The 23,461-nt window shown below is 63.6% G+C and carries 17 protein-coding genes; 7 read left to right on the top strand and 10 right to left on the bottom strand.

Annotated features, from left to right (window positions below):
* The first annotated feature begins 105 nt into the window (after positions 1–105).
* A complete protein-coding gene (metG, locus tag EL255_RS10420; protein WP_042654779.1) occupies positions 106–2,139 on the top strand; it encodes a methionine--tRNA ligase in 2,034 nt (677 codons plus the stop codon).
* Between the two features lie 117 nt (positions 2,140–2,256).
* On the opposite strand, the gene EL255_RS10415 is transcribed toward metG, so the two are convergent.
* Positions 2,257–3,012 (bottom strand): CHAD domain-containing protein, encoded by a 756-nt coding sequence (locus EL255_RS10415; protein WP_042654780.1) that lies wholly within the window; start codon positions 3,010–3,012, stop codon positions 2,257–2,259.
* Positions 3,013–3,030: 18 nt separating this feature from the next.
* Entirely contained in the window at positions 3,031–3,303 is a 273-nt protein-coding gene (locus EL255_RS10410; RefSeq protein ID WP_042654781.1) for an acylphosphatase, read from the bottom strand.
* 82 nt (positions 3,304–3,385) lie between these two features.
* Here EL255_RS10410 and EL255_RS10405 point away from each other — a divergent pair, with 82 nt between their 5' ends.
* Positions 3,386–4,816: a methyl-accepting chemotaxis protein gene (locus EL255_RS10405; RefSeq protein ID WP_042654782.1), complete on the top strand. Its 1,431-nt coding sequence runs from the start codon at positions 3,386–3,388 to the stop codon at positions 4,814–4,816.
* Between the two features lie 122 nt (positions 4,817–4,938).
* Here the strand turns inward: EL255_RS10405 and EL255_RS10400 are convergent, their stop codons facing one another.
* Positions 4,939–8,151 carry an ExeM/NucH family extracellular endonuclease gene (locus tag EL255_RS10400; protein ID WP_042654783.1) on the bottom strand — a complete coding sequence of 1,071 codons (3,213 nt, stop codon included), beginning with the start codon at positions 8,149–8,151 and terminating at the stop codon, positions 4,939–4,941.
* Positions 8,152–8,483: 332 nt separating this feature from the next.
* Between EL255_RS10400 and EL255_RS10395 the strand changes: the two genes are divergently transcribed.
* Positions 8,484–9,677, top strand: coding sequence for a class I SAM-dependent methyltransferase (locus EL255_RS10395; protein ID WP_042654784.1), 1,194 nt, complete (start codon positions 8,484–8,486; stop codon positions 9,675–9,677).
* A gap of 423 nt (positions 9,678–10,100) precedes the next feature.
* Here EL255_RS10395 and EL255_RS10390 read toward each other — a convergent pair whose 3' ends face one another.
* Both EL255_RS10390 and EL255_RS10385 read right to left on the bottom strand, forming a co-directional pair.
* Positions 10,101–10,745, bottom strand: a complete 645-nt coding sequence (locus EL255_RS10390) for a glutathione S-transferase family protein (protein WP_042654785.1) — start codon at positions 10,743–10,745, stop codon at positions 10,101–10,103.
* Positions 10,746–10,849: 104 nt separating this feature from the next.
* Complete coding sequence (locus EL255_RS10385) at positions 10,850–11,278, bottom strand: EamA family transporter (RefSeq protein ID WP_042654786.1); 429 nt, start codon at positions 11,276–11,278, stop codon at positions 10,850–10,852.
* A gap of 345 nt (positions 11,279–11,623) precedes the next feature.
* Between EL255_RS10385 and selD the strand changes: the two genes are divergently transcribed.
* From selD to EL255_RS10370, 3 genes are read left to right on the top strand one after another with little or no spacing between them, the layout of a single operon-like run.
* Entirely contained in the window at positions 11,624–12,661 is a 1,038-nt protein-coding gene (gene selD, locus EL255_RS10380; protein ID WP_042654787.1) for a selenide, water dikinase SelD, read from the top strand.
* A gap of 58 nt (positions 12,662–12,719) precedes the next feature.
* On the top strand, positions 12,720–13,850 hold the full coding sequence (gene mnmH / locus EL255_RS10375) for a tRNA 2-selenouridine(34) synthase MnmH (protein ID WP_042654788.1): 1,131 nt from the start codon (positions 12,720–12,722) through the stop codon (positions 13,848–13,850).
* Positions 13,844–14,488, top strand: coding sequence for an MBL fold metallo-hydrolase (locus EL255_RS10370; RefSeq protein WP_042654789.1), 645 nt, complete (start codon positions 13,844–13,846; stop codon positions 14,486–14,488). The genes mnmH and EL255_RS10370 overlap by 7 nt, the downstream gene beginning before the upstream one ends.
* Before the next feature lie 117 nt (positions 14,489–14,605).
* Here EL255_RS10370 and rplY read toward each other — a convergent pair whose 3' ends face one another.
* The 5 genes from rplY to EL255_RS10345 all read right to left on the bottom strand — a co-directional run bounded on the left by rplY (position 14,606) and on the right by EL255_RS10345 (position 21,623).
* Positions 14,606–14,893, bottom strand: a complete 288-nt coding sequence (gene rplY / locus EL255_RS10365; RefSeq protein ID WP_042654790.1) for a 50S ribosomal protein L25 — start codon at positions 14,891–14,893, stop codon at positions 14,606–14,608.
* Positions 14,894–15,066: 173 nt separating this feature from the next.
* Positions 15,067–15,909, bottom strand: a complete 843-nt coding sequence (locus EL255_RS10360) for a hypothetical protein (protein ID WP_042654791.1) — start codon at positions 15,907–15,909, stop codon at positions 15,067–15,069.
* A 73-nt stretch (positions 15,910–15,982) separates the two neighbouring features.
* On the bottom strand, positions 15,983–19,870 hold the full coding sequence (gene hrpA / locus EL255_RS10355; protein ID WP_042654792.1) for an ATP-dependent RNA helicase HrpA: 3,888 nt from the start codon (positions 19,868–19,870) through the stop codon (positions 15,983–15,985).
* 176 nt (positions 19,871–20,046) lie between these two features.
* On the bottom strand, positions 20,047–20,469 hold the full coding sequence (locus EL255_RS10350; RefSeq protein WP_042654793.1) for a CBS domain-containing protein: 423 nt from the start codon (positions 20,467–20,469) through the stop codon (positions 20,047–20,049).
* 83 nt (positions 20,470–20,552) lie between these two features.
* On the bottom strand, positions 20,553–21,623 hold the full coding sequence (locus tag EL255_RS10345; protein WP_042654794.1) for a helix-turn-helix transcriptional regulator: 1,071 nt from the start codon (positions 21,621–21,623) through the stop codon (positions 20,553–20,555).
* A 448-nt stretch (positions 21,624–22,071) separates the two neighbouring features.
* On the opposite strand from EL255_RS10345, the gene EL255_RS10340 reads away from it, so the two are divergent.
* A complete protein-coding gene (locus tag EL255_RS10340; RefSeq protein WP_042654795.1) occupies positions 22,072–23,394 on the top strand; it encodes a YjiH family protein in 1,323 nt (440 codons plus the stop codon).
* Positions 23,395–23,461 lie beyond the last annotated feature (67 nt).

Genomic DNA, 23,461 nt, shown 5'->3' with positions numbered 1-23,461 from the left:
GCCCTCTGCCGCGCCAGGCAAGGCCACAACCCTAGGCAGGCCGCCCCCAATTCGGGTAACATGCACGGCACTGTATCATCCCAACAGGCACATAAAGAACGTATTATGGCAACTGATCCTCGTACAATGCTGGTAACCTGCGCCCTCCCCTATGCCAATGGCTCCATCCATCTCGGTCACATGCTGGAACACATCCAGGCCGATATCTGGGTTCGTTATCAGCGAATGCGTGGCCATCAGGTGCATTTCGTCTGTGCCGACGATGCGCACGGCACCCCCATCATGCTCAAGGCGCAGCAGCTCGGGATCACCCCGGAAGCGATGATCGCGGCCGTGTCCGAAGAACATCAGACGGATTTCGCCGGCTTCAACATCAGCTTTGACAACTATCACTCCACCCACAGCGACGAGAACCGCGAGCTGGCGGGGCTGATCTACGGGCGCCTGAAAGAGGGCGACTTCATCAAGGGCCGTACCATCACCCAGCTGTTCGATCCGGAAAAGTCCATGTTCCTGCCGGACCGCTTCGTCAAGGGCACCTGCCCCAAGTGCAAGTCCCCCGAGCAATACGGTGACAACTGCGACGCTTGCGGTGCCACCTACAGCCCGACCGAGCTCATCGATCCGAAATCCGCCGTCTCAGGTGCGACCCCGGTGATGAAGGACTCAGAGCACTTCTTCTTCGACCTGCCCCAGTTCGAAACCTGGCTCGCCGGCTGGGTGCGCGGCTCCGGCGCCATCCAGGAAGAGATGGCCAACAAGATGCAGGAGTGGTTCGAGAGCGGCCTGCAGCAGTGGGACATCACCCGTGATGCCCCTTACTTCGGCTTCGAGATCCCGGGCGCCCCTGGCAAGTACTTCTACGTCTGGCTGGATGCCCCCATCGGCTACATGGCGTCGTTCAAGAACCTGTGCAACAAGCGCGGCGACATCGATTTCGACAGCTACTGGAAGAAAGACTCCACCGCCGAGCTCTATCACTTCATCGGCAAGGACATCGCCTACTTCCACTGCCTGTTCTGGCCGGCCATGCTGGAAGGGGCGGGTTTCCGCCAGCCGACCAAGGTCAACGTGCACGGCTATGTGACCGTCAACGGCGCCAAGATGTCCAAGTCCAAGGGCACCTTCATCAAGGCGAGCACCTATCTCAAGCACCTGGATCCGGAGTGCCTGCGTTACTACTACGCCGCCAAGCTCAACAGCCGCATCGACGATCTGGATCTGAACCTGGAAGACTTCGTCTCCCGCGTCAATGCCGATGTGGTCAACAAGCTGGTCAACCTGGCCTCCCGCAACGCCGGCTTCATTACCAAGCGCTTCGACGGCAAGCTGGCTGACAACTGCAGCGAACCCGAGCTCTACGCCGAGTTTGCCAACGCCAGTGCGGCTATTGCCGACGCCTACGAGGCCCGCGAGTTCAGCCGCGCCATTCGCGAGATCATGGCGCTGGCCGACAAGGCCAACCGCTACGTGGACGACAAGGCCCCCTGGGTCATCGCCAAGCAGGAAGGCGCGGATGCGCAGCTGCAGGACGTCTGCTCCGTCGGCATCAACCTGTTCCGGGTGCTGATGGCTTACCTCAAACCCGTCATGCCGCTGCTGGCCGAGCGCACCGAAGCCTTCCTGGGTGAGACCCTCAGCTGGGAAGGAGTCGCCAAGCCGCTGTGCAACCACCAGCTGGCCCCGTTCAAGGCGCTGTTCTCCCGCATCGAGCCCGCCAAGGTTGAGGCCATGATCGAAGCCTCCAAGGAAGATCTGGCCAAGGAGCAGGCACCCAAGGTGGCCGGTCCGCTGGCGGATGACCCCATCAGCCCGACCATATCCTACGAGGACTTTGCCAAGCTGGACCTGCGCGTGGCGCTGATCAAGAAGGCCGAAGCCGTGCCGGAGGCCGACAAGCTGCTCAAGCTGCAGCTGGATCTGGGTGGCGAGACCCGTCAGGTGTTCGCCGGCATCAAGTCCGCCTACAACCCGGAAGATCTGGAAGGCAAGCTGACCGTGATGGTGGCCAATCTGGCGCCGCGCAAGATGCGCTTCGGCATGTCCGAGGGCATGGTGCTGGCCGCAGGCCCGGGCGGCAAGGATCTCTGGATCCTGGAGCCGCAGGCAGGCGCCCAGCCCGGCATGCGCGTCAAGTAAGCGCGACCCGCACGCTGTAATCAACACGCTGCGATCAAGAAGAGAGGCCATTGGCCTCTCTTTTTTTATCTCTTCCTTTCTCGCTCTTCATCACCGCGGCAGGGCCGGGATCCATCGTCAGGCCGGGCGCAGCATCGCCATCCTGAGCCCGACCAGCTCCGCCTGCTGACAATCGAGCTGCTGCAACTGGCAGTGCATCGCCTCTTCCAACCGACGTAGCTGACGCTTGCGCTTGTCGCTGACCCGCTTGCGGCGCAGCCGTCTGAGCCATTGCCGACCATCCTGCAGCTGACCGAGCCGCTCCTGCCACTCGATCAGCATGGCCAGCCAGGCCGGATCGCCGACCCCCTGCCCGACCAGCAGCTCCACCCCGTAGCGGGTCTGCTTGAGGATCAGCCGCAACCGATGCCAATGGCGCAACTGGCGCCGCTCACTGGCGGCGGTGGCATCCAACGGCGCCGCCAGCCCGTCGGCCAGCCGCAGCACCAGCTGCAGTTGAAACAGCGGCAAGGGATTGAAGTCGGTGGGCACCTGGGCCAGGCGGCTGATCCAGCGCTCCAGGCGCACCGTCAACATGGGCACCCGGACTGGCGGCATGGGGACGGCCTTGCCGCCGAAGCGCTCCCCATACACCTGGGCATCCCGCAGGGCGGAGAGTCGACAGGTCGCGCGGTGCAGGCGCCGCTCCAGCCCGGGTTGGTGGATCAGGGGGCGCCACAGGGCGAGCAGCGCCAGCAGCCGGCGGGCCGCGATCCGGTAGGCGTGCACCTCGGCCACATCCGCCCTCTGGCGCAGGGCCAGGGTGGCCGCCCAATACTGATCGATGAGCCCGTGTGCCTGCTCCAGCCATGCCGTCTGTGGCATCCTCTCCATGCTCTTGCCTCCCTTCTGCTAGTTGGTATGAAAGCCGCTACCCGTGGGCGGCGCTGCCTTGGCACACTCCATTCGGGTCACAGTCGCCGTCCTGGGGCCGTGCTCCAGCCAGCCCAGCATCATCTGCACCCTCTGCTCGGGGCCGGCGATCAGGATCTCGACCGAGCCATCCTCCAGATTGTAGGCATGACCCCGCAGCCCCAGCTGCAGAGCCCGCTCCCGGGTGAAGTAGCGAAATCCCACGCCCTGCACCTGGCCCCAGACCCGGACGACAAACGATTGCTCTCCCATTTTCGGCACCTTTCCCTTAAGAAATTTCCCTCCAAGGCGATAATGAGTGCGACACTCTTCCCTTGCAGGACGCAATATCATTATGAAAGAAGTAAAGTTTCGGTGGGTTGACCGTTATCTCATTCACCTCACAATCAGCGAAAAATTTCTCATCACCTTCTGGTGCCCCCTGCTGTTCATCGCCTTCCTCACCTGGTATCTGCTGGCCGACGGTCATGATCGGCAGATGCAGCTGCGGCTGGATCAGTTGCAGCAACGGGTCGAGACCACGGCGCAACTGGTGAGCCAGCAACCGACCCTCCGCCTGCCGGCCGAGCTCACCCTGAGCCAGACCGCCAGCGGCGGCCTGAGCCAGCAAGGGGATCACTACAGCTTCAGCGCGAGCGCGGGTCAGGCCGGTTATGTCACCGGCACCCTGGATACCAGCCACTACTCCCCGTGGGACGGGCAAGGCAAGACTCTCACCATCATCGCCGTGCTGGCCGCCCTGCTGGCCCTCATCACCCACTATCTGATGACCTTCGTGGCGGGGGCGCTCTACTCCACCAACAAGGCGCTGCAGACGGTGGCAGACGGGGATCTCACCTTCCGCCTCAACTTCTTCCCGGTGCGGGACGAGTTCTCCATCCTGGCCGGCAGCATAGACAGATTCACCGATCGCCAGCACAAGATAGTGCGCCTCGTGGATGAGTCCGCCGAGGCGCTGGCCATGGCCGCCGACGAGTTCCGCGAGCACGCCAGCGACGGGGAAACCCTGGCCCGTGCCCAGCGCCAGCACATGGACTCTCTCGCCGCCGCCATGGAGCAGATGTCCGCCGCGATCAGGGAAGTCGCCCGCAACGCCAACGACACCCTGCTGCAGACCCGCCAGTCCAGCGAGGAGGCCGCCAACGGCGCCGAGCGGGTGGCCCGCACCATCACGGCGATCCGTACCCTGGCCGATGAGATTGGCAACGCCTCGGGCGCCGTCGAGCGCTTGACCCACAACGCCAATCGCATCAACGAGGTGGTCAGCGTCATCAACGCCATCTCCCAGCAGACCAACCTGCTGGCGCTCAATGCCGCCATCGAGGCCGCCCGGGCCGGCGAGCAGGGTCGCGGTTTTGCGGTGGTGGCCGATGAGGTGCGCACCCTCGCCAGCCGCACCCAGCAGGCCACGGTGGAGATCCAGCAGATGATCGAGGAGCTGCAGGCCGGCACAGGCGCGCTCAACGACATCATGGAGAAGACCGTCGGCCGCGCCGCCAGCAGCCAGGCGCTCATCACCGAGGTGGGACAGGACATCGACAAGCTGAGCAGCCACAGCGACGCGGTGCTGGAGATGAGCACCCAGATCGCCACCTCCAGCGAGGAGCAGAGCTCGGTCGCCGAGGAGATCACCCGCAACCTGGATCAGGTGCGCAACGAGGCCGGTCGGGTGGAAGAGTCGGCCAGCGCCTCGGTCGCCGGCACCTCAGGCCTCAAGGCCACCGCCACCGAGCTGAGTCAGGCGATGACGGGTCTGCGGATCTGAGGCTCGCCACCACAAACGACAAGGCCATCCAACGGATGGCCTTTTTTATTGGCACACATTTTATCGTCCTATAAAACGCCGGATGAAAAAAGGGACCCTCGGGTCCCTTTCTGCCTGCCGACTCAGCGCCCGAAGGGCCACCAGGACTTGTCGTTGTCCTGGATATCGACCCGGGTCTCCTGCTGATCACCGGCCTGCGCCCCTTGCAGCCGCTGCAGGCTGACCCTGAACTGCTCGGTGGGCTCGACAAACCAGTCGTCGATGACCAGCACCTTGATGGACTTGACGCCGCCCTCACCGGCGGCCCAGCTCACGGATTGGCCAAACCAGGGCAGAAAGTCCAGCCCCCAGCGGGCGCTCAGGCCATCGAGTGCCAGCTGGGCACGGGCGGGCTGACGCAGGTCGCCGCTGCGCACCAGCGGGATCTCGACCAGCCAGTCACCCTCACTCACCTTGATGACGGGACTCTGCAGCGCGATGGTGGAGGGGGCCAACTTGTCCTTGATGGTCACCAGGGTCTGATGCTGCTCCCCCAGAGTGGCACCGCTGGCATCGTGCAGCACCAGGCTGAAGGTCTCATCCCCTTCGTTGCGGGTGTCGCTCAGGATGGGGATCTGCAGGGTCTTCTCCTCCTTGTCCCCGTCGGCCCAGTTCAGCACCCCGCCGAGCTGCGCCACATCCTGGCCGTCGGCGCTGCCGTGCTGCACGCGCCAGCTGACGCTGGCGGCGCCATGGCTGCCGGCCAGCCGTTGCACCGCCAGGCTGAGGGTGTTGCCCTCCTCCACACTGGCCGCGCTCTGGCTCAGACTCAGCTCCCCGGTCGGCGGCAGTGGGTACTGGATGGCCACCAGCACGGGATCGTGATCCGAGGCGCTGAACGGCCCCTCGGACTTGGCCAGCTGACCCGAAAACTTACTGCCGTACTCGAAGAAGTTGCTCTCGGCCGAGTTGATGTGCCAATCCTCGATGCCGATCACCTTGCTCACCAGGCTCTGGCTCGCCAGGGCGTGATCCAGATTGCCCAGCTCCCCCTCATAGCTGTAGGAGTAGGTGTCGGTGCCGTGGAACTGGGTGTTGAGGTTGACCAGCCCGGCCCCCTTGCCCACCGCGCCCGGCTGCTCCTCATAGGGTTGCCCCGCCAGCTGGGTGAAGCCGGCACTCATGATCTGGCGGCTCTGGGCGGCCGGATCATAGTCGGTCAGCACCCGCACCGGATCCTCCATCCCGTAGGCGTTGAGATCCCCGATCACCAGCAGATCCCCCGCCTCCTGCTTGAGTCGCTCCCCCAGCACTTTCGCGGCGGAGACCCGCAGCGCGTTGCAGTGCCCCTGCCCATCCAGGGGATCGGCGCTGGCATAGTCGGGATAGTCCTCGTAGCAGGCCGAGCCCTTGGACTTGAGGTGGTTGACCACCAGGGTCAGCGGCGCATCCCCCTTGGGTGAGCGGAAGCGCTGCATCAGGGAGTCGCGCATGCCCTGCCGGATGCTGACCGGCTTGCCCGCGCCGTCGACGGCCTCGGCCAGCTGCACCGGCAGCGGGATCAGCTGAGAGCCGCCCTCCAGGTTCACCTTGGCGGGCCGGTAGATGAGCCCCACCGTGATGGCGTCCGTGCCCATGGGCTGGCCATCCGGCGAGGCCACCCAGGCGTAGTGATCCTGCTCGTCCGGCAGGGCGGCGTTGAGGGCCCCCACCAGATTGGCGATGGCGGAGTTCTCCCCATAGCCGTTGTTCTCTATCTCCATCAGCCCGACCACATCGGCATTGAGCCGGGTGATGGCGCTGACGATCTTGGTGCGCTGCAACTCGAACTCGGCCACCGTCAGGGCGCCTCGGTTGCTGCCGGTCGGGTTGGCATCGCCCCCCACCACTGTGGTGAAGAAGTTGAGCACGTTGAAGCTGGCCACCCGCAGATCCCCCGCGCCGGCCAGCTCCGGGGTCTGCACCCTATCCCAGCCGCGGTGATCCACGTCCGCCGGGGTGATGCGGTTGTCCGCCAGCAGCCGGTAGAAGTCATAGGAGTAGCCGATGGCCCCTTCCAGGTTGCTCAACCGATCGCCGATGCGCAGATAGCCCTGCTCGGCATCGAAGGCGGGATACCAGGGCAGGACGCCATCCGGCGCCTTGGCATCGGTCTCGACCACCAGCTGATTCAGCCGATTGCGCTCGGCCCACTGGCTCGCCTGCTCGCTCATGGCCGGGAATTTCTGGGTCGACTTGATGAGCGGCGCGCCGTAGGCCAGCACCAGGTTGTTGCGCTTGCCATCGTAGTCGAAGCTGAAGTTGCGGGTGACCACCAGGCTGGACTCGGGCACCAGCCGCACCCGCATCCCCTCGTGGCGCTCCAGCAGGGTGGTCAGGCTCTCGCCCGCCGTCGCTACCAGATCCACAGCCGGCACCAAGCCCACCATGGGCTGGGTCACCGTCAGGGCGTCGGCGCTGAGCTGGGTCTGGTTGTAGTACTCCTTCACCTTGCCAGAGACACACACCTCGGCCCCGGGCACCAGCCCGCTGGTCTGGCTGCTCTGCACAAACAGGCCATCGGAGCTGGCGGGATCGCCGTCCCCTTGCGCGTCCTGGATGAAGAAGCCTTTATAGAGACCGCTCACGACCTGGGTCACCACCCCGCGGGTGGCATGGGCGGTCTCGGATTCGAACTTGCCGGCCGGCACCAGCGGGCTGCGATCACCGCTGCCTTGAATGGCCGGTACGGAGATCAGCTCGTCCACCGGACAGGCGAAGACCGGCGGCTGCGAGCCATCGCAGCTCTGCTCGCCGCTGCAACCCAGGCCGCTCACCTCATCCCGGGCGAAGCCCTGGTATTCCGCCGCCGGGTCGAAGGCGGCCTCGGCCCCGGTGCGCCCCAGGTTGACGCTGGCCTTGCGCCGCAGCGTCATGTCCAGAGTCGAGACGGCGCCGGACACCCAGGCGGTGCCCGGATCCACCCCGATCTGACCCAGGCTGTCGACTATCTCGTCCCCCCGATAGAGCACCAGCCCATCGTCGCCGTTGAACACCAGGTTGCCGCTGAGCTGGTTGGCCTTGGCCAGGGTGGCGGCCAGCGCCGAGGGGTGGGCCAGCACCAGGCTGGCGCCGGGGGCCAGGGTCCCTTGCAGGGCCAGGCTGTTGGTCGGTCCCGCCGCCAGGGTGCGGCCGTTGGCGTAGAGGGCCAGCCGGTATTGACCGAGATCGACCGCGCTGGCGCCGAGATTGCTCAGCTCCACCGCCTTGTTGTTGCCGGATCCTTCCAGATATTCGGTGATGAGCAGCTGTGCCTGCACCTGTCCAGACAATGCCAGCCCGATCGAGAGCGCCAGCAGAGAGTGTCTTCCTGACATGTTAAGCCTTCCTTTCTTGTTTATTGTTGCCAGTGATATTGGGCGACCCTGAGGCCGCAGCACCTTGTTAGCTGCCGCAGGCAAGAGCCAGACGGCGCACATACTGTGCCCGCTTTTCCCGGCTCACACCGCGAGCTGGCTAACAATTGCAGAAGTTTGTTGCCGACAAGTGACAGATAAGGTTCAGGTTTATCGAGTTGTTTAACATTGGCGGCGCGTCAGGACCGGCGAGGCGCAGGGCGGGCCCACGAAAGCCGCGGGGCAAGGCTGGCTTAAGGCCTCCTTTAACACTAGAATGTGCCCCCTCCTCTTCCTGGCATCGGCAAACACCCATGAGCACATACATCTATCTCGTCAAAGGCCGCGAAAAATCCCTGCTGCGCCGTCATCCCTGGATCTTCTCCAAGGGGATCGACAAGGTGCAAGGCAACCCCATCGATGGCGACACCGTCGAGATCTACAGCAACGATGGCAAGTGGCTCGCCCGTGGCGCCTGGTCCGGCAGCTCCCAGATCCGGGCCAGGGTCTGGACCTTCGATAAAGAAGAGACCATCGATCTGGACTTCTTTATCCGCCGCCTCAAATATGCCCAGGAATCCCGGGATCCGCTGATCAAGCGTCAGGGTCTCACCGGCTATCGCCTGTGCGCCGCCGAGTCGGACGGCCTGCCGGGCCTGACCATAGATCGCTACGCCAACTTCCTGGTGTGCCAGATCCTCTCCGCCGGGGCCGAGTTCCAGCGCGAGCTGATCACCCAGGCGCTGCGTACCCTCTACCCCGAGTGCAACATCTATGAGCGCTCCGACGTGGCGGTACGCAAGAAAGAGGGCCTGCAGGAGCGCACCGGCGTCATCCATGGCGAGGCCCCGACCGAGCCGGTGATGATCGAAGAGAACGACGGCGTCAAGATCCTGGTGGACATCCGCAACGGTCACAAGACCGGCTTCTATCTGGATCAGCGCGACAACCGCCAGGCGGTGGCCAAGTACGCCGAAGGCAAGCGGGTGCTTAACTGCTTCTGCTACACCGGTGGCTTCGGCATCTACGCCCTCAAGGGCGGCGCCCGTGAGGTGGTCAACGTGGATCTCTCTCAGAATGCGCTGGACATGGCCCGCCAGAACGCCGAGCTGAACGGGCTGGATGTCTCCAACACCCAGTTCGTCCGCCACGATGTGTTCAAGCTGCTGCGCGAATACCGCGAGAAGGGCGAGAAGTTCGATGTCATCGTGCTGGACCCGCCGAAGTTTGCCGAGAGCAAGGCCCAGTTGCTGGGTGCCTGCCGTGGCTACAAGGACATCAACATGCTGGCGTTCCAGCTGTTGGCGCCGGGTGGCGTACTGCTGACCTACTCCTGCTCCGGCCTGATGGAGCAGAGCCTGTTCCAGAAGATAGTGGCCGATGCCGCGCTGGACGCCGGCCGCGATGCCCAGATCCTGGAGCTGCTGTCCCAGGCCTCCGATCACCCCATCGGCACCGCCTATCCGGAAGGCTTCTACCTGAAGGGGCTGGCGGTGCGCGCCCGCTAAGCCGCAGCGACCGCAGGGCTCTCTTTGCCAGTAAAGGGAGACCTACCGTGTCACAGAAAAGGCCCGCTATCGCTAGCGGGCCTTTTGTTTGCGCCTTTCCACGGCAAGAGATAACGAGGGTCACGCTGACCAAGGGGCTTGCCACAGTCCCCCGCCCTTCCCTACCTGCCGAGTCGGGCTTGGGGAACTCAACCTCAACGGCAGGAGAGAGGGTTGCGCTCTTGTCTATGCAAAAAAAACTGCACATTCAATCACTGATATTGAAAATTCCCCGGGGAAATATCGACACTATTTTCATAAAAACCCATTTACATGCATAAAGCATTGCGTTTCCCCTGCTGATGCCGTCGCCCCCCTGCGCGCTTGCTGCTGCCTGGTTCGACAAGACGCTGAGCCTGTGAGGACAGCCTGCCACCGCCCTGTTCAGTCACGATCCGGCGCCCCCAGCGGGAAGTAGTGGCGAAATGGCCGCGCCTCGTCCACCGCCCGGGCGACCGAGGGTCGACTCAGCAGACGGGCACGGTAGGCCCGCAGCCTGGCGTGAACGGGCGGGATCTCATGGGCCCAATCTGCATAGAAGAGCGAGGGGGCGGCAGAGCAGTCCGCCAGGGTGAAGGCATCACCGGCGATCCAGCGGCGCCCTTCGAGCCGCTCGTCGAGCCAGGGGTAGATCTTGTCCAATATTTCGCGGGCCTCGGCCACCCCATGGCTGTCGCGCTCAGACTCTGGCCGCAGCTGGTCCAGTACCACCTTCTGCATCGGGGTCATCACATAGCTGTCGAACAGGCGATCGAGCATCCGCACCTTGATGCCCGCATCACCGGCCGGGATCAGGCATTGGGGACCGGGATAATGACACTGGAGATACTCGATGATGGTGCTGCTCTCGAGCACGGTGCGCTTGCCATCCTGCAGGACGGGGAAGCGCTTGAGGGGCCAGAGGGCCGCCAGCTCGGCGTTGGCCTGGGGATCCTCCAGGTTGCGATAGTCAAACGGCAGGGCGTTCTCGTAGAGGGCGATCAGCACCTTCTGGCAGTAGGACGAGAAAGGGTGGGCATAGAGTTTCATGACAAGGCTGCTCCGCTTCGGTGGGTGACAACCCAGTCTATCCCCATCCTTCGGCGCCTGCCGCCCGCAGACTTGCCAGGTGTGCCGAACCAGCCGTCGCGCCCCTAGCGCCTGATGGCGAGCACCAGTACCCCAACCGCAATCAGGCCGATGCCCAGCCACTCCCGCGGCGCGGGCCGCTCGCCGAGGAAGAGGCAGGCGAAGAGCACCACCAGCACCAGGCTGAACTTGTCGATCGGTGCGACCTGGGAGGCCTCCCCCAGCTGCAAAGCTCTAAAGTAGCAGAGCCAGGAGGCCCCGGTCGCCAGCGCCGACAGGCCGAGGAACAGCCAGCTGTGGCCAGACAGCTGCAGCGGGTTGCTCCACTGGTGGCTGAGCCCAATGTAACAGCCGAGCACCAGCAAGATCATAGCGGTGCGGATCAGGGTCGCCAGATCCGAGTTGATATGCTGCACCCCCAGCTTGGCAAAGATGGCAGTCAGGGCGGCGAAGATGGCCGATAACAGGGCCCAGGAGAACCAGCTCAGGCTCATGGTGATGACCTTGCGAGAAAGGGATGCCTAAGTTGTAGCAGAGCCACTCCCGGCCATCAGGGCCACGGCGGTGCCCACACGCCTCGTCCGCGTGCATTCATCTCAATTGCGGTTCGGATCCCGCACTCGCTTTGTGGCATAATGCCCCGTCCCGTGGCCCTTGGTGGCGCTGCTGTGGGGTCCCTGCCCCCGGCGCCCCGTCCGACTCGACGGCCCATTCAGCGGTCCGCCCGCTATGCCAGCCAAGGTCACCCGTTTTCTGCGATCTATCCGTACCGTGATGGCCGCGCCGTTCTCGAGCAGCGTCGCACCAGCCTGAACGAGCTTGAACCAAGAGGGGTAAGTATGTCTTCCATTCGTCTGACCCAATACAGCCACGGCGCTGGCTGCGGCTGTAAAATCTCCCCCAAGGTGCTCGACACCATTCTCAAGAGCCAGATCCCGGGGTTCGACGATCCGACCCTGGTGGTGGGCAACAGCAGCAAGGATGACGCCGCCGTGGTGGACATCGGCAACGGTCAGGGCATCGTCTCCACCACCGACTTCTTCATGCCCATCGTCGATGACCCCTTCACCTTCGGCCGCATCGCCGCCACCAACGCCATCAGCGACATCTATGCCATGGGTGGCAAGCCCATCGTCGCCATCGCCATCCTCGGCTGGCCCATCAACACCTTGGCCCCGGAAGTGGCCCAGCAGGTGATCGACGGCGGCCGCCAGGTGTGTCACGAGGCGGGGATCTCCCTGGCCGGCGGCCACAGCATCGACGCCCCCGAGCCCATCTTCGGCCTGGCGGTGACCGGCATAGTGCCGCTCGATGCCATCAAGCAGAACGACACCGCCAAGGCGGGCGATGTGCTCTATCTGACCAAACCGCTCGGCATCGGCATCCTCACCACGGCCCAGAAGAAGGGCAAGCTCAAGCCCGAGCACGAGCAGCTGGCCCCCGACGCCATGTGCACCCTCAACAAGATCGGCCAACAGTTCGCAGCCCTGCCGGGCGTGCACGCCATGACAGACGTGACCGGCTTCGGTCTGGCCGGCCACCTGCTGGAGATGTGCGAAGGCTCCAAGCTGTGCGCCCGCCTCGAGTTCGGGGCGCTGCCGCTGCTGGACGAGGTGGATTACTACCTGGCCGAGGGCTGCGTGCCCGGTGGCACCCTGCGCAACCACGACTCCTATGGTCACAAGCTCGATGCCATGGACGATCGCACCCGCAACATCATGTGCGATCCCCAGACCAGCGGCGGCCTGCTGGTGGCCGTCGGCAAGGAGAGCGAAGCCGAGCTGCTGAGCATCGCCGCCGATGCCGGCCTCAGCCTCTCCCCCATCGGCGTGATGAAGGCGCTGGATGGCGAACGCTTTATCGAGGTCATCCAATGAGTTCATCGCGGTTTGCCGCCGACATCGATCTGGCCCAGGCCTTGCGGGGTGATGCACGATGAGTGAACTGCCACTCGCCACGGACCTGGCCGGGATCTTCTTGCAGGATGTGCCGCTCATCGACCTGCGCGCCCCCATCGAATTCAAGGAGGGCGCCTTCCCCACTGCCGTCAGCCTGCCGCTGATGACGGACGAGGAGCGCGCCAAGGTGGGCACCTGTTTCAAGCAGCAGGGCCAGGCCGCCGCCATCGCGCTCGGCCACAAGCTGGTGGGCGGCGCGGTGCGCGCCGAGCGCCTCGAGGGCTGGCTGGCCCAGTTGCGCCAGCAGCCCGATGCCCTGCTCTACTGTTTCCGTGGCGGCCTGCGCTCGCAGACGGTGCAGCAGTGGCTGCACGAGGCCGGCGTCACCCGTCCGCGGGTGGCCGGGGGCTACAAGGAGCTGCGCCGCTTCTTGATCGACACCCAGGACAGGGCCGCGACCGAGTGCCACTGGACCGTGCTGACCGGTATGACCGGCTCCGGCAAGACCCATATGCTGGGCCAGGTTGCCCAGGCGGTGGATCTGGAGGGGCACGCCCATCACAGGGGCTCCTCCTTCGGCCAGCTGCCGGGCGGCCAGCCCAGCAACATCAACTTCGAGAACAATATCGCCATCGAGCTGCTCAAGCGCCGTCACCGGGGCGAGCACGCCTTCGTGGTGGAGGACGAGAGCCGTCTCATCGGCCGCTGCGCCCTGCCCCATAGCCTCTATGAGGCCATGTGCCAGGCACCGCTGGTGGTGGTGGATGTGCCGCAAGAGGAGCGGGCCGAGCAGATCCGGGTCGATTACGTACAGGATCTCTGGCAACGCTACCAGGAGATGTATGGCGCCGATGAGGGCTGGCCGCTGTTTGCCGGCTACCTGACCGATGCCCTGGCGCGCCTCAAGAAGCGGCTCGGGGACAGGGATCATCGCGAACTGGATCAGCTGATGCAAGCGGCCCTCTGCGAGCAGGCCGGCAGCGGTCACACCGAGCTGCACCTAGCCTGGATCCGCCTGTTGCTGACCCGCTACTACGATCCCATGTATCTCTATCAGCTCAACAACAAACGGGAGCGGATCCGCTTTCGGGGCGACAAGCAGGCCTGCCTCGCCTTCTTCGCCGAGCAGCAGGCCGCAGAGGCCAATCAGGAGACCCCAGCATGTTGAAATACGAGGTGATCCCGGTCACCCCTTTCGCCCAGAACTGCTCCCTCATCTGGTGCGACGAGACCCGCCAGGCGGCGCTGATCGATCCCGGTGGTGAGACAGACAAGCTGCTGGCGGCCATCGCCCGGCACGATCTGGTATTGGAGAAGATCATCCTGACCCACGGTCATCTGGATCACGTGGGGGGCGCCGACCAACTGCGCGAGCAGAGCGGGGTCAAGATCATCGGTCCCCATAAGGAAGACGCCTTCTGGCTCGACATGCTGCCCCAGCAGAGCCAGATGTTTGGCTTTGCCCACACCCCCGCCTTCAGCCCGGACGGCTGGCTGGCGCAGGGCGACAAGGTGACTGTCGGCAACTGCGAGCTGGAGGTCTATTTCTGCCCCGGCCACACCCCGGGCCATGTGGTGTTGCTCAGCCAGGCCGAGCGGCTCGCCTGGGTCGGCGATGTGCTGTTCGCCGGTGGCATCGGCCGCACCGACTTTCCCCGTGGCGATCACGCCACCCTCATTCGCTCGATCACCGAGACCCTGCTGCCCCTTGGCGATGACATCGTCTTCGTGCCGGGCCACGGTCCCAGCTCCACCTTCGGTCGCGAGCGGGTCAGCAATCCCTACCTCACCCAGCCGGTCTGGTAGAGAGGCAGACGACAAGGGCGACCCGCGGGTCGCCCTTTTTCATGGCCGCAGCAAGCGTGCCAGAATGCAAAAAGCCACTCCGAAGAGTGGCTTCTTTATTCAACCGGATCGACGCGATTAGACGCGAACGAAGTCCAGGTGAACCAGCTTGTAACGTACCGGGTGACGCTGGATAGCCTTCACTTTTACGTTAACTTCTTCGCCGTTGATGACCATGGTCAGTACGGACTCGTAGAATTCCGGCTTTTCTTGGGCCAGTACTACTTTTTTGTGGTCCAGGGTGATGGACAGAGCTTCTTTGCCTGCACCGTAGATGATGGCAGGAACTTGGTCAGCGTGACGCAGGCGGCGGCTCGCACCTTTCCCCAGGTCAGAACGGACTTCAGCTTGGAATACGAAAGACATAGTGGTTATCTCTTTTAAGATGAATTTATGGTGTTGACTGCGACCGGTCAGCACCTCGCAAAACGAGCGCGAATACTAGCATGGGGTCATAGCGGATACAAGCCGCGAACCGTGCGGGATCCGCCCCGCGCCTTCCCGTCAGACAAACTGTCGCGGCTGCGGGCCCTCGGCGATCAGTGCCCCTGCTCCAGCCGGGCAAACTGTTGCTGGCGCTGGGCCGGGCTCATGGCATCGAACTGGGCCAGGGTCTCGGCCCGCGGGCAATAGAGGCTCTGGCCGGCCCGCACCTGGATCCCCTTGCCCATGCTGGTCCGGTTCTCCGCCACCAGCGCCAGCAGATAGCTGTAGGTATCGGCCCCGGCCTGGGCTCCCTGCCCCACCAGCTGGCTCGCGATGCGCCAGAGGGTCTCCCCCGCCACCACCTGATGGCAGAGCCGCGACTCGCCTCCCGCCGCCGGCGCAGACAGGGTCAGGGTGGTCGCCTCGACCAGCTGGCTGACGGCCGCGATCTGCACTGCAGTGGCCCGCTGGGACGCCTGCGCGCCCAGGGCGCCATGACGCATCAGGCTGGCCAGCAGGGGTTCCGTCTCCGTCGTCCTTCCCTTTGCCGCGCTCATCCCCGGCAGCGAGAACTCGGCGATAAAGGGGGCACTGCTCCCCTCATCCCATGACGAGGGCGCACTGGCGAGTTGACTGACCGCTTGATGGGGCGCCATGCCATAGGCCATCTCGTCGATGCGCTTGAGGCGCGCCAGATACGCCTTGGAGAGCTGGGCCTCCCCCTCGAATAGATCGAAAGGGGGCACCAGCCGGGCGGGGAACAGGACTTGCCAATGGCCGTTCTTCTTCTTCTGTTCCAGCGGCGGGAACTGGTTGCCCCGCCAGGCCACGAAGATGGGGGGCACGGCGCGGTGCAGCGGATAGTATTCCGGATTGAGCTGCACCCAGGTTTGCTCCGCAATGGGTTGATAGCCGCTGATGTTGACCAGCGCCACTCCTAACCAGATCCCCAGCATCACCACCTCCCCTCGCTCTCTTCGCCCAAGCATTTCGTCACATTATGGCGCAGAAAAACAGCCACATAGCAACTTAGCATTGGGCTATCGCATTCAAGACCCGCTTGTCGGAGACCGGATAAGGGGTCCCCAGCTGCTGGGCGAAGAAGGAGACCCGCAGCTCCTCGATCATCCAGCGGATGTTGGCCACCTCGGCCGGGATCGGCTGGGATTTAGGGATCTTGGCGAGCAGCGCCTTGTAGTCGGCCTCGACGCTCTGCACCTTGAGCATGTAGACCCGGTCGCGGTTCGGATCGATGGCCAGCTTCTCCATCCGCCGCTCGATGGCGCGCAGGTAGCGCAGCAGGTCCGGCAGCCGCTGCCAGCCGGTCTCGGTCACGAAGCCCTTGTGGATGAGCTTGTCGAGCTGCAACTGGATGTCGGACATGGCGAAGGCGGTATCGAGCTGCATCTTGCCCTTGAGCCGTTTCTTGATCTCGTGGGACAGGGTCAGCACGGTTTCCACCTGACTCGCGACCTCCACCACGGCATCGTTGAGCTCGGCGCGCACGAACTCCTTGAGCGCCTCGAAGCCCGCTTCATCCCAGGCCAGGCCGCCGTGGCGCTCGATCAGCTTGTCGCAGCCGCAGGCGATGCAGTCATCGATCAGCTCCGCCACCTTGCCGAAGGGGTTGAAGTAGAGGCCGAGCTTGGCCTTGTTCGGCAGCTTCTCCTGCAGGTACTTGATGGGGGATGGCACCCCCAGCAGGATCAGCCGACGCTGACCGCTCCACATCAGCTGCTGCTGGGCCACCGAGCTCTCCACCAACTGGATCGCGACCGAGTCTTTCTGATCGACCAAAGCCGGATAGGCCTTCACCTCGAAGCCGCCGCGCTTCTGGCTGTACTCCTTCGGCAGCTCGCCAAAGCTCCACAGGGTGAGGCCGGACTGCTCTATGTCGTCATCCGCCACCTGGGACAGGGTCTCCTGCACCTTGCCACGCAAGGATTCCTTGAGCGCCTCCAGATCCTTGCCCTCCGCGATGGGCTTGTGCTTGTCATCCAGCACCCGGAAGGTGAGTTTCAGGTGATCGGGCACCGCCGACCAATCCCAGGCCTCGCGCGGCACCGTCACCCCTGTCATGCGCCGCAGCTGGCGCTCCATCTCGTCCAGCAGCGGCCCCTGCTCGGGGTTGATGCTGGCGAGCAGCGCATCGGCATAGTTGGGGGCCGGCACGAAGTTCTTGCGCATCGGCTTTGGCATCGACTTGATCAGCGCCACCAGCAGCTCGTGACGCAGGCCGGGGATCAGCCACTCGAAGCCTTTCACCTCCACCTGGTTGAGCAGCGGCAGCGGGATGTGCAGGGTGACGCCGTCGGCCGCCTCCCCAGGCTCGAACTGGTAGCTCAGCTTGAGCTTGAGCCGCCCCTGCTGCCAGAAGTTCGGGTAGTCGAGATCGCTGATGTGGGCCGCATCCCCCTTCATCAGCATCTCCCGCTCGAAGTTGAGCAGTTCGGGATCCTGCTTCTGCGCCTCCTTCCACCACTTGTCGAAGTGACGGCTGGAGATCACCTCCTGGGGCAAGCGGGCGTCGTAGAAGCGGAACAGGTCCTCGTCATCCACCAGGATGTCGCGGCGGCGCGACTTGTGCTCCAGCGCCTCCACCTCGGCCAGCAGCTTGCGGTTCTCGCCGAAGAAGCGATGGCGGGTCTCGAAGTCCCCCTCCACCAGGGCGCGGCGGATGAACAGCTCACGGCACAGGACGGGATCCAGGGTGCTGAAGTTGATGAGCCGCTCGTTGACCAGGGTCAGGCCATAGAGGGTCACCTTCTCCTTGGCCATGACGGCGCCGTTCTTCTTCGACCAGTGGGGGTCGCTGTGATGCAGCTTGATGAGGTGACCGGCCAGCGGCTCCACCCACTCGGGCTCGATGCGGCCGTTGATGCGGGCATAGAGGCGGGAGGTCTCCACCAGCTCGGCGGCCATCACCCACTTGGGCGGCTTCTTGAACAGGCCGGAGGCCGGGAAGAGGTGGAAGCGACCGTTGCGGGCCCCCAGAAACTCCGGTTTCTCCAGATCCTTGTTGCCGATGTGGCTGAGCAGGCCGGTCAGCAGGGCGCAGTGCACCGTCTTGAAGTCAGCGGGCTCCGAGTTGCTCTTGAAGCCCAGCTCTTTCACCGTCTGGCGCAGTTGGAAGTGGATATCCTGCCACTCGCGCACCCGCAGGTAGGAGAGAAACTCCTTCTGACACAGGCGGCGGAACGGGTTGCTGCCCAGCAGGTCTTGCTGCTCTTTCAGGTAGTTCCACAGGTTGACGAAGGCGAGGAAGTCGGACTCCTTATCCTCGAAGCGGCGGTGCTGCTCGTCGGCGGCCTGCTTCTTCTCCATGGGCCGCTCGCGCGGATCCTGGATGCTCAAGCCAGCGGTGATCACCATCACCTCGCTCAGGCAGCCGGTCTGCGCCGCCGTGATCACCATCTTGGCGAGCCTGGGATCAAGCGGGATACGCGACAGCTGGCGGCCACTCTCGGTCAGCTGCAGCTTGGGCTCCTGCTCGCGGCTGGCGGGCAGCTCGCGCACCGCCTCCAGCTCCTTGAGCAGGGAGAGACCGTCCTTGATGTGGCGCGACTCCGGCGGCTCGACGAAGGGGAAGGCCTCCATGTTGCCAAGGCCCAGCGCCAGCATCTGCAGGATGACCGAGGCCAGGTTGGTGCGCAGGATCTCGGGATCGGTGAAGGCGGGTCTGTTGTTGAAATCTTCCTCGCTGTAGAGGCGGATGCAGATACCGTCCGCGACCCGACCGCAGCGCCCCATGCGCTGGTTGGCGCTGGCCTGGGAGACCGGCTCTATGGGCAGACGCTGCACCTTGGTGCGCCAGGAGTAGCGGCTTATGCGGGCGGTACCCGGATCGATCACATAGCGGATGCCCGGCACCGTCAGCGAGGTCTCCGCCACGTTGGTGGCGAGCACGATGCGCCGCCCCGCGTGCTGCTGGAACACCTTGTTCTGTTCGCTGTTGGAGAGGCGCGCGTAGAGCGGCAGCACCTCGGTATCGCGCAGGTTGAGCTTGCGCAGGGCGTCGGTGGTGTCGCGGATCTCCCGCTCGCCGTTCATGAAGATGAGGATGTCCCCCAGTCCTTCGCGCGCCAGCTCCTCGACCGCATCGAAGATGCCCTGCAGTTCGTCGCGATCCCCCTCACCCTCCAGCAGCGGGCGATAGCGCACCTCCACCGGGTAGGTGCGACCGGACACTTCTATCACCGGCGCCTGGTTGAAGTGATTGGAGAAGCGCTGGGGATCTATGGTGGCCGAGGTGATGATCACCTTGAGATCCGGCCGCCTCGGCAGCAGCTGCTTGAGGTAGCCCAGGATGAAGTCGATGTTGAGGCTGCGCTCGTGGGCCTCATCGATGATGATGGTGTCGTACTGGGTCAGCATCCGATCGTGCTGGATCTCCGCCAGCAGGATGCCGTCGGTCATCAGCTTGATGTGGGTCTGCTCGCTCACCTGATCGGTGAAGCGCACCTTGTAGCCCACGTACTGGCCGAGCTCGGACTGCATCTCCTCGGCGATGCGGGCCGCCACGGTACGGGCCGCCAGCCGGCGCGGCTGGGTGTGGCCTATGTAGCCTTTCACCCCGCGCCCGAGCGCCAGGCAGATCTTGGGGATCTGGGTGGTCTTGCCCGAGCCGGTTTCGCCGGCGATGATCACCACCTGATGCTCACTGATCGCCTTGGCGATCTCGGCCTGCTTCTGGCTGACCGGCAGGTTGGCCGGGTAGGTGACCTTGGGCACCCCCGCCAGGCGGGAGCGATAGCGCGCCTCGGCGCTGTCCAGCTCGGCGGCCAGGGTCTCCAGCACGGCGGTCTGTTTGCCCTCAGGCAATTTCTTGACCCCGTGCAGGCGACTGGAAAGGCGACGGGCATCAAGATTCATGCAGGCAGAGAGACGGCGGCGCAGCGCCTCGATAGAGAGAGACAAGGTACAGATTCCTTATAGAAAGCCCGCGGGGGGCCATATCGATAGCTGGGGAGATCCTAAAGAGCGGGCGGGAGCGGTGCAAGCCTTAAAGCGTGCCGAGTCCGGATAAGCGCAATGGTGCGGATGAAAAGAGCAGGCACCCGGCCTGCTCCTGATGACGAATGTCGAGCCGGGCGTCAGCCCCTGGCCTGATGCACGAAGCAGGTGCCCAACTGGGCATGGATTGCCTGCATCACGTTGTGGCGGCTGATCACCCCGAGCAGGCGCCCCTCCTCCACCACCGGATAGATCTTGGGTTTCTGGCCCATCATCATCTCCGCCAGCTCCAGGATGCTGGTGTCGGGTCCGACCGCCAGCACCTCCTTGCGCATCACATCCTTGACCTGGGCCACCTGCTCGCAGTGATAGGCCTCTTTCAACATGACGGCGATGCAGTCCTGCTCTGACACCCAGCCGATCAGATGGCCCTTGGCATCCACCACAGGGCCGCCGAGCTGGTGGCTGTTGAGAAACTTGGCGACCGCCGTCTGCACCATCATGTCCGCGCCGAACGTGATGGGCCTGGTCTGCATATAATCCTTCGCCTTGAGTGATTCCATGACGCTTCCCCCACAGGCCTCCCGGGCGGGAGGCGCAAGCCGGGCACTATGTCCGGCTCACTCCAAGCATAGCTGGCGGCACCTCAGGAGATGGATTGCAGCAGCAGCAGAAGCTCGTTCTGGCTGTGGCAGTCGGTCTTCTTGAACACCCCCTTCAGGGTGGAGCGGACGGTCTCGACCTTGACTCCCCGCAGCTCGGCGATGTCGTTGCTGCTGTAGCCCTTGCTCATCAGCACCAGCAGCTCCTTCTCGCCTATGGTGAGGGGATAGAGGCTGGCCAGCGCCTCGATATCCGGGTTGAAGGAGTGCTCGGGATCGCGCAGCACCACCTCGACATAACGCTCGAAGCGGCTGAGCCCACTCATCAGGGTGCACTGGATCAGCAGCGGCCTTAAATTGGCCTGACGGGGAATGGACATATAAGCGCTCGCCCCCGGTAGCAGATAGGCAAAGCCATTCAATATCTCCTTGAGCTGGCGTTGCTGCTCCTTATTTTGCAGCGAGAAAATACCATTTATCGCCCGCAACTCCACATTTTCATCGGAGATCCGGTTAAACGCCACATTGGAATAATGAATATGGCCTTTGTCATCGATGATGGCACTGGGCTTATTATGGTTTTTCACCAACTGTTGTAGCTGATAGTTCTGAGTTTCCAGGGCCAGCAGGTTCCAATAATGCTGACTCCAGGCAGCCAGGCCGGAATAAATTTCGGTCAGGGAAGTGAGATCCTGGGCACTGAAGTCATCCTGGGCGGCGCCGCGATAACTGCACAGGCTGCTGAGACCGCGTCCCTTCACCCGGCAGACGCCGCCCGCCGCGAACTGGGCGCCAAAACTGGCCAGCAGGCCGGCGGAGTTGGAGATGGCGTTGGCGCTCACGATGCCCTGGCAGCCCTTGTCCAGGTAATGGTTGAACCACACATCCTGGCGATGGTGCTGCACATAGAACTGCTGCTGTGCCTCGCTCAGGCCGCTGGAGAAGAGCTTGATACCGTCGCTCTTGTCATCATCCCGCAATAAGAACAGGGACGAGCTGCCGGACAGGTCGGAGCGAAATTGGTCCACCACCAACTTAATGTCAGAGTCATTAATACCGCACTCGTATAACTGGCTGATATACGGCGATATCCTTTCTTTTTCTAATGCCTTCACACCCGAACTCCCAATTCTTATTTTTATTGAAGTGGCATCTTACTCTGCAATGGGAAACTCGAAAAGTAGTCAAATGAACAAAGGTTTTATGACCAATCCATAAATAGTAATGAGAAAAGTCTCTATGAATGAAGGGGCAGGGAATTTTTAAATCCAAGCTAATGTTTCATATTGCTTTTGTCGTTATACCACAGGTTTGTCCCGCACACTTTTCCAGGCACTGCGCTTTACCTTCCCCTCGGCAGCCATTTTTTCTCCTCCTGCTGCCCCCTGGGTCTCCACCCCTGCCTCCCCCTGCCAACAACAATCAAACCTCATACGAGACCCAAATTAACCGAATGTTGCGCATTTGTTTATTTATTGCTTTCCTTTCGGCCTTGGATGGATATTGTATATACAATTTCACACCACAAAAGGAGTTGCCCCATGGGGATCACAAGGAGGAAGAATGGAACCTGAACAGGTACTCGCCGCTCCCGTCAAACCGGGGGTAGGCATCAAGCTGCTGCTGACCAGTGTGTTGGGCATCGCCATCTTTTTCGTGCCCTTTGAGCTGGCGGGACGCAGCACCATACTGGTGGATCACCTGGCCGGATTCCTGATGGCGCAGCGTCCGCTGGCCCTGGGGCTGATCCTGCTGCTGATCGCCTATGGCGCCATCACCCCCCTGCTGGATGGCCGCTGGCGGGCCCGCCCCATCGACCGGCTGTTGAGCCTGTTCAAGCTGCTCGGGCTGGGGCTGGCCGTTATGTATGTGGCCGGCGTGGGGCCGGCCTGGCTGATGACCCAGGATCGGCTGCCCTTCCTGTTCGACAAGCTGGCCATGTCGGTGGGCCTCATCGTCCCCATCGGCGCCATGGCCCTCACCTTCCTGCTCGGCTTCGGCCTGCTCGAGTTTATCGGGGTGCTGATGCAACCCGTGATGCGGCCACTCTGGCGTACCCCAGGCCACTCCGCCATCGATGCGGTCGCCTCCTTCGTCGGCAGCTATTCGGTCGGCCTGCTCATCACCAACCGGGTCTTCCTGGCGGGCAAGTACACGGTGCGGGAGGCGGTCATCATCGCGACCGGCTTCTCCACGGTGTCGGCCGCCTTCATGATCATCGTGGCCAAGACCCTCAACCTGATGGAGCACTGGAACTTCTACTTCTGGTCCACTCTGGTGATCACCTTCGTCATCACCGCCATCCTGGCGCGGGTGCCCCCCATCTCCGGCATGGCGCACCACGGCGAGACCGATGAGCCCCTGCCCGCCGGCAAGAGCCGCTGGCAAGCCGCGCTGGATTCGGGGCTGACCCAGGCCAACCAGGCGGATCCCGTGCTGCGCCAGCTCAAGGACAACCTCAAGGATGGGCTCTACATGGCGGCCGCCGTGGTGCCCACCATCCTGTCGGTCGGCCTGCTCGGGCTGTTGCTGGCGCAACACACGCCGCTGTTCGATCTGCTTGGCTGGTTGCTGTGGCCCCTGACCTGGCTGCTGGATCTGGGCGAGCCGCTGGTCACGGCCAGGGCGCTCGCGGCGGGGCTGGCGGAGATGTTCCTGCCCGCCATCCTGCTCAAGGACGCCGATCTGCTGGTGCGCTATGTCGCGGCCGTGGTGTCGGTGAGCTCGGTGCTGTTCTTCTCCGCCTCCATCCCCTGCGTCCTGGCCACCAAGATCCCGGTGAGCGTGGGCCAGCTGGTGATGATCTGGCTGCTGCGCACCCTGCTCGGCATCATACTGGCCGCGCTCTGTGGCCGGCTGGCAATGGCGCTGGGCTGGCTGAGCTAGTCCCCCGTTACCACCCGTCAGAAACAAACAAAGCGCCATCGGGCGCTTTGTTTGTTTTATCCGACGA

The sequence above is a fragment of the Aeromonas encheleia genome (assembly GCF_900637545.1).
GTDB lineage: Bacteria > Pseudomonadota > Gammaproteobacteria > Enterobacterales > Aeromonadaceae > Aeromonas > Aeromonas encheleia.
This window is presented reverse-complemented; position numbering and strand designations above follow the sequence as displayed.

Coding starts and splice junctions, on each gene's coding strand:
- metG (WP_042654779.1), top strand. CDS start 106: ATGGCAACTGATCCTCGTACAATGCTGGTAACCTGCGCCCTCCCCTAT.
- EL255_RS10415 (WP_042654780.1), bottom strand. CDS start 3,012: ATGGAGAGGATGCCACAGACGGCATGGCTGGAGCAGGCACACGGGCTC.
- EL255_RS10410 (WP_042654781.1), bottom strand. CDS start 3,303: ATGGGAGAGCAATCGTTTGTCGTCCGGGTCTGGGGCCAGGTGCAGGGC.
- EL255_RS10405 (WP_042654782.1), top strand. CDS start 3,386: ATGAAAGAAGTAAAGTTTCGGTGGGTTGACCGTTATCTCATTCACCTC.
- EL255_RS10400 (WP_042654783.1), bottom strand. CDS start 8,151: ATGTCAGGAAGACACTCTCTGCTGGCGCTCTCGATCGGGCTGGCATTG.
- EL255_RS10395 (WP_042654784.1), top strand. CDS start 8,484: ATGAGCACATACATCTATCTCGTCAAAGGCCGCGAAAAATCCCTGCTG.
- EL255_RS10390 (WP_042654785.1), bottom strand. CDS start 10,745: ATGAAACTCTATGCCCACCCTTTCTCGTCCTACTGCCAGAAGGTGCTG.
- EL255_RS10385 (WP_042654786.1), bottom strand. CDS start 11,278: ATGAGCCTGAGCTGGTTCTCCTGGGCCCTGTTATCGGCCATCTTCGCC.
- selD (WP_042654787.1), top strand. CDS start 11,624: ATGTCTTCCATTCGTCTGACCCAATACAGCCACGGCGCTGGCTGCGGC.
- mnmH (WP_042654788.1), top strand. CDS start 12,720: ATGAGTGAACTGCCACTCGCCACGGACCTGGCCGGGATCTTCTTGCAG.
- EL255_RS10370 (WP_042654789.1), top strand. CDS start 13,844: ATGTTGAAATACGAGGTGATCCCGGTCACCCCTTTCGCCCAGAACTGC.
- rplY (WP_042654790.1), bottom strand. CDS start 14,893: ATGTCTTTCGTATTCCAAGCTGAAGTCCGTTCTGACCTGGGGAAAGGT.
- EL255_RS10360 (WP_042654791.1), bottom strand. CDS start 15,909: ATGCTGGGGATCTGGTTAGGAGTGGCGCTGGTCAACATCAGCGGCTAT.
- EL255_RS10350 (WP_042654793.1), bottom strand. CDS start 20,469: ATGGAATCACTCAAGGCGAAGGATTATATGCAGACCAGGCCCATCACG.
- EL255_RS10340 (WP_042654795.1), top strand. CDS start 22,072: ATGGAACCTGAACAGGTACTCGCCGCTCCCGTCAAACCGGGGGTAGGC.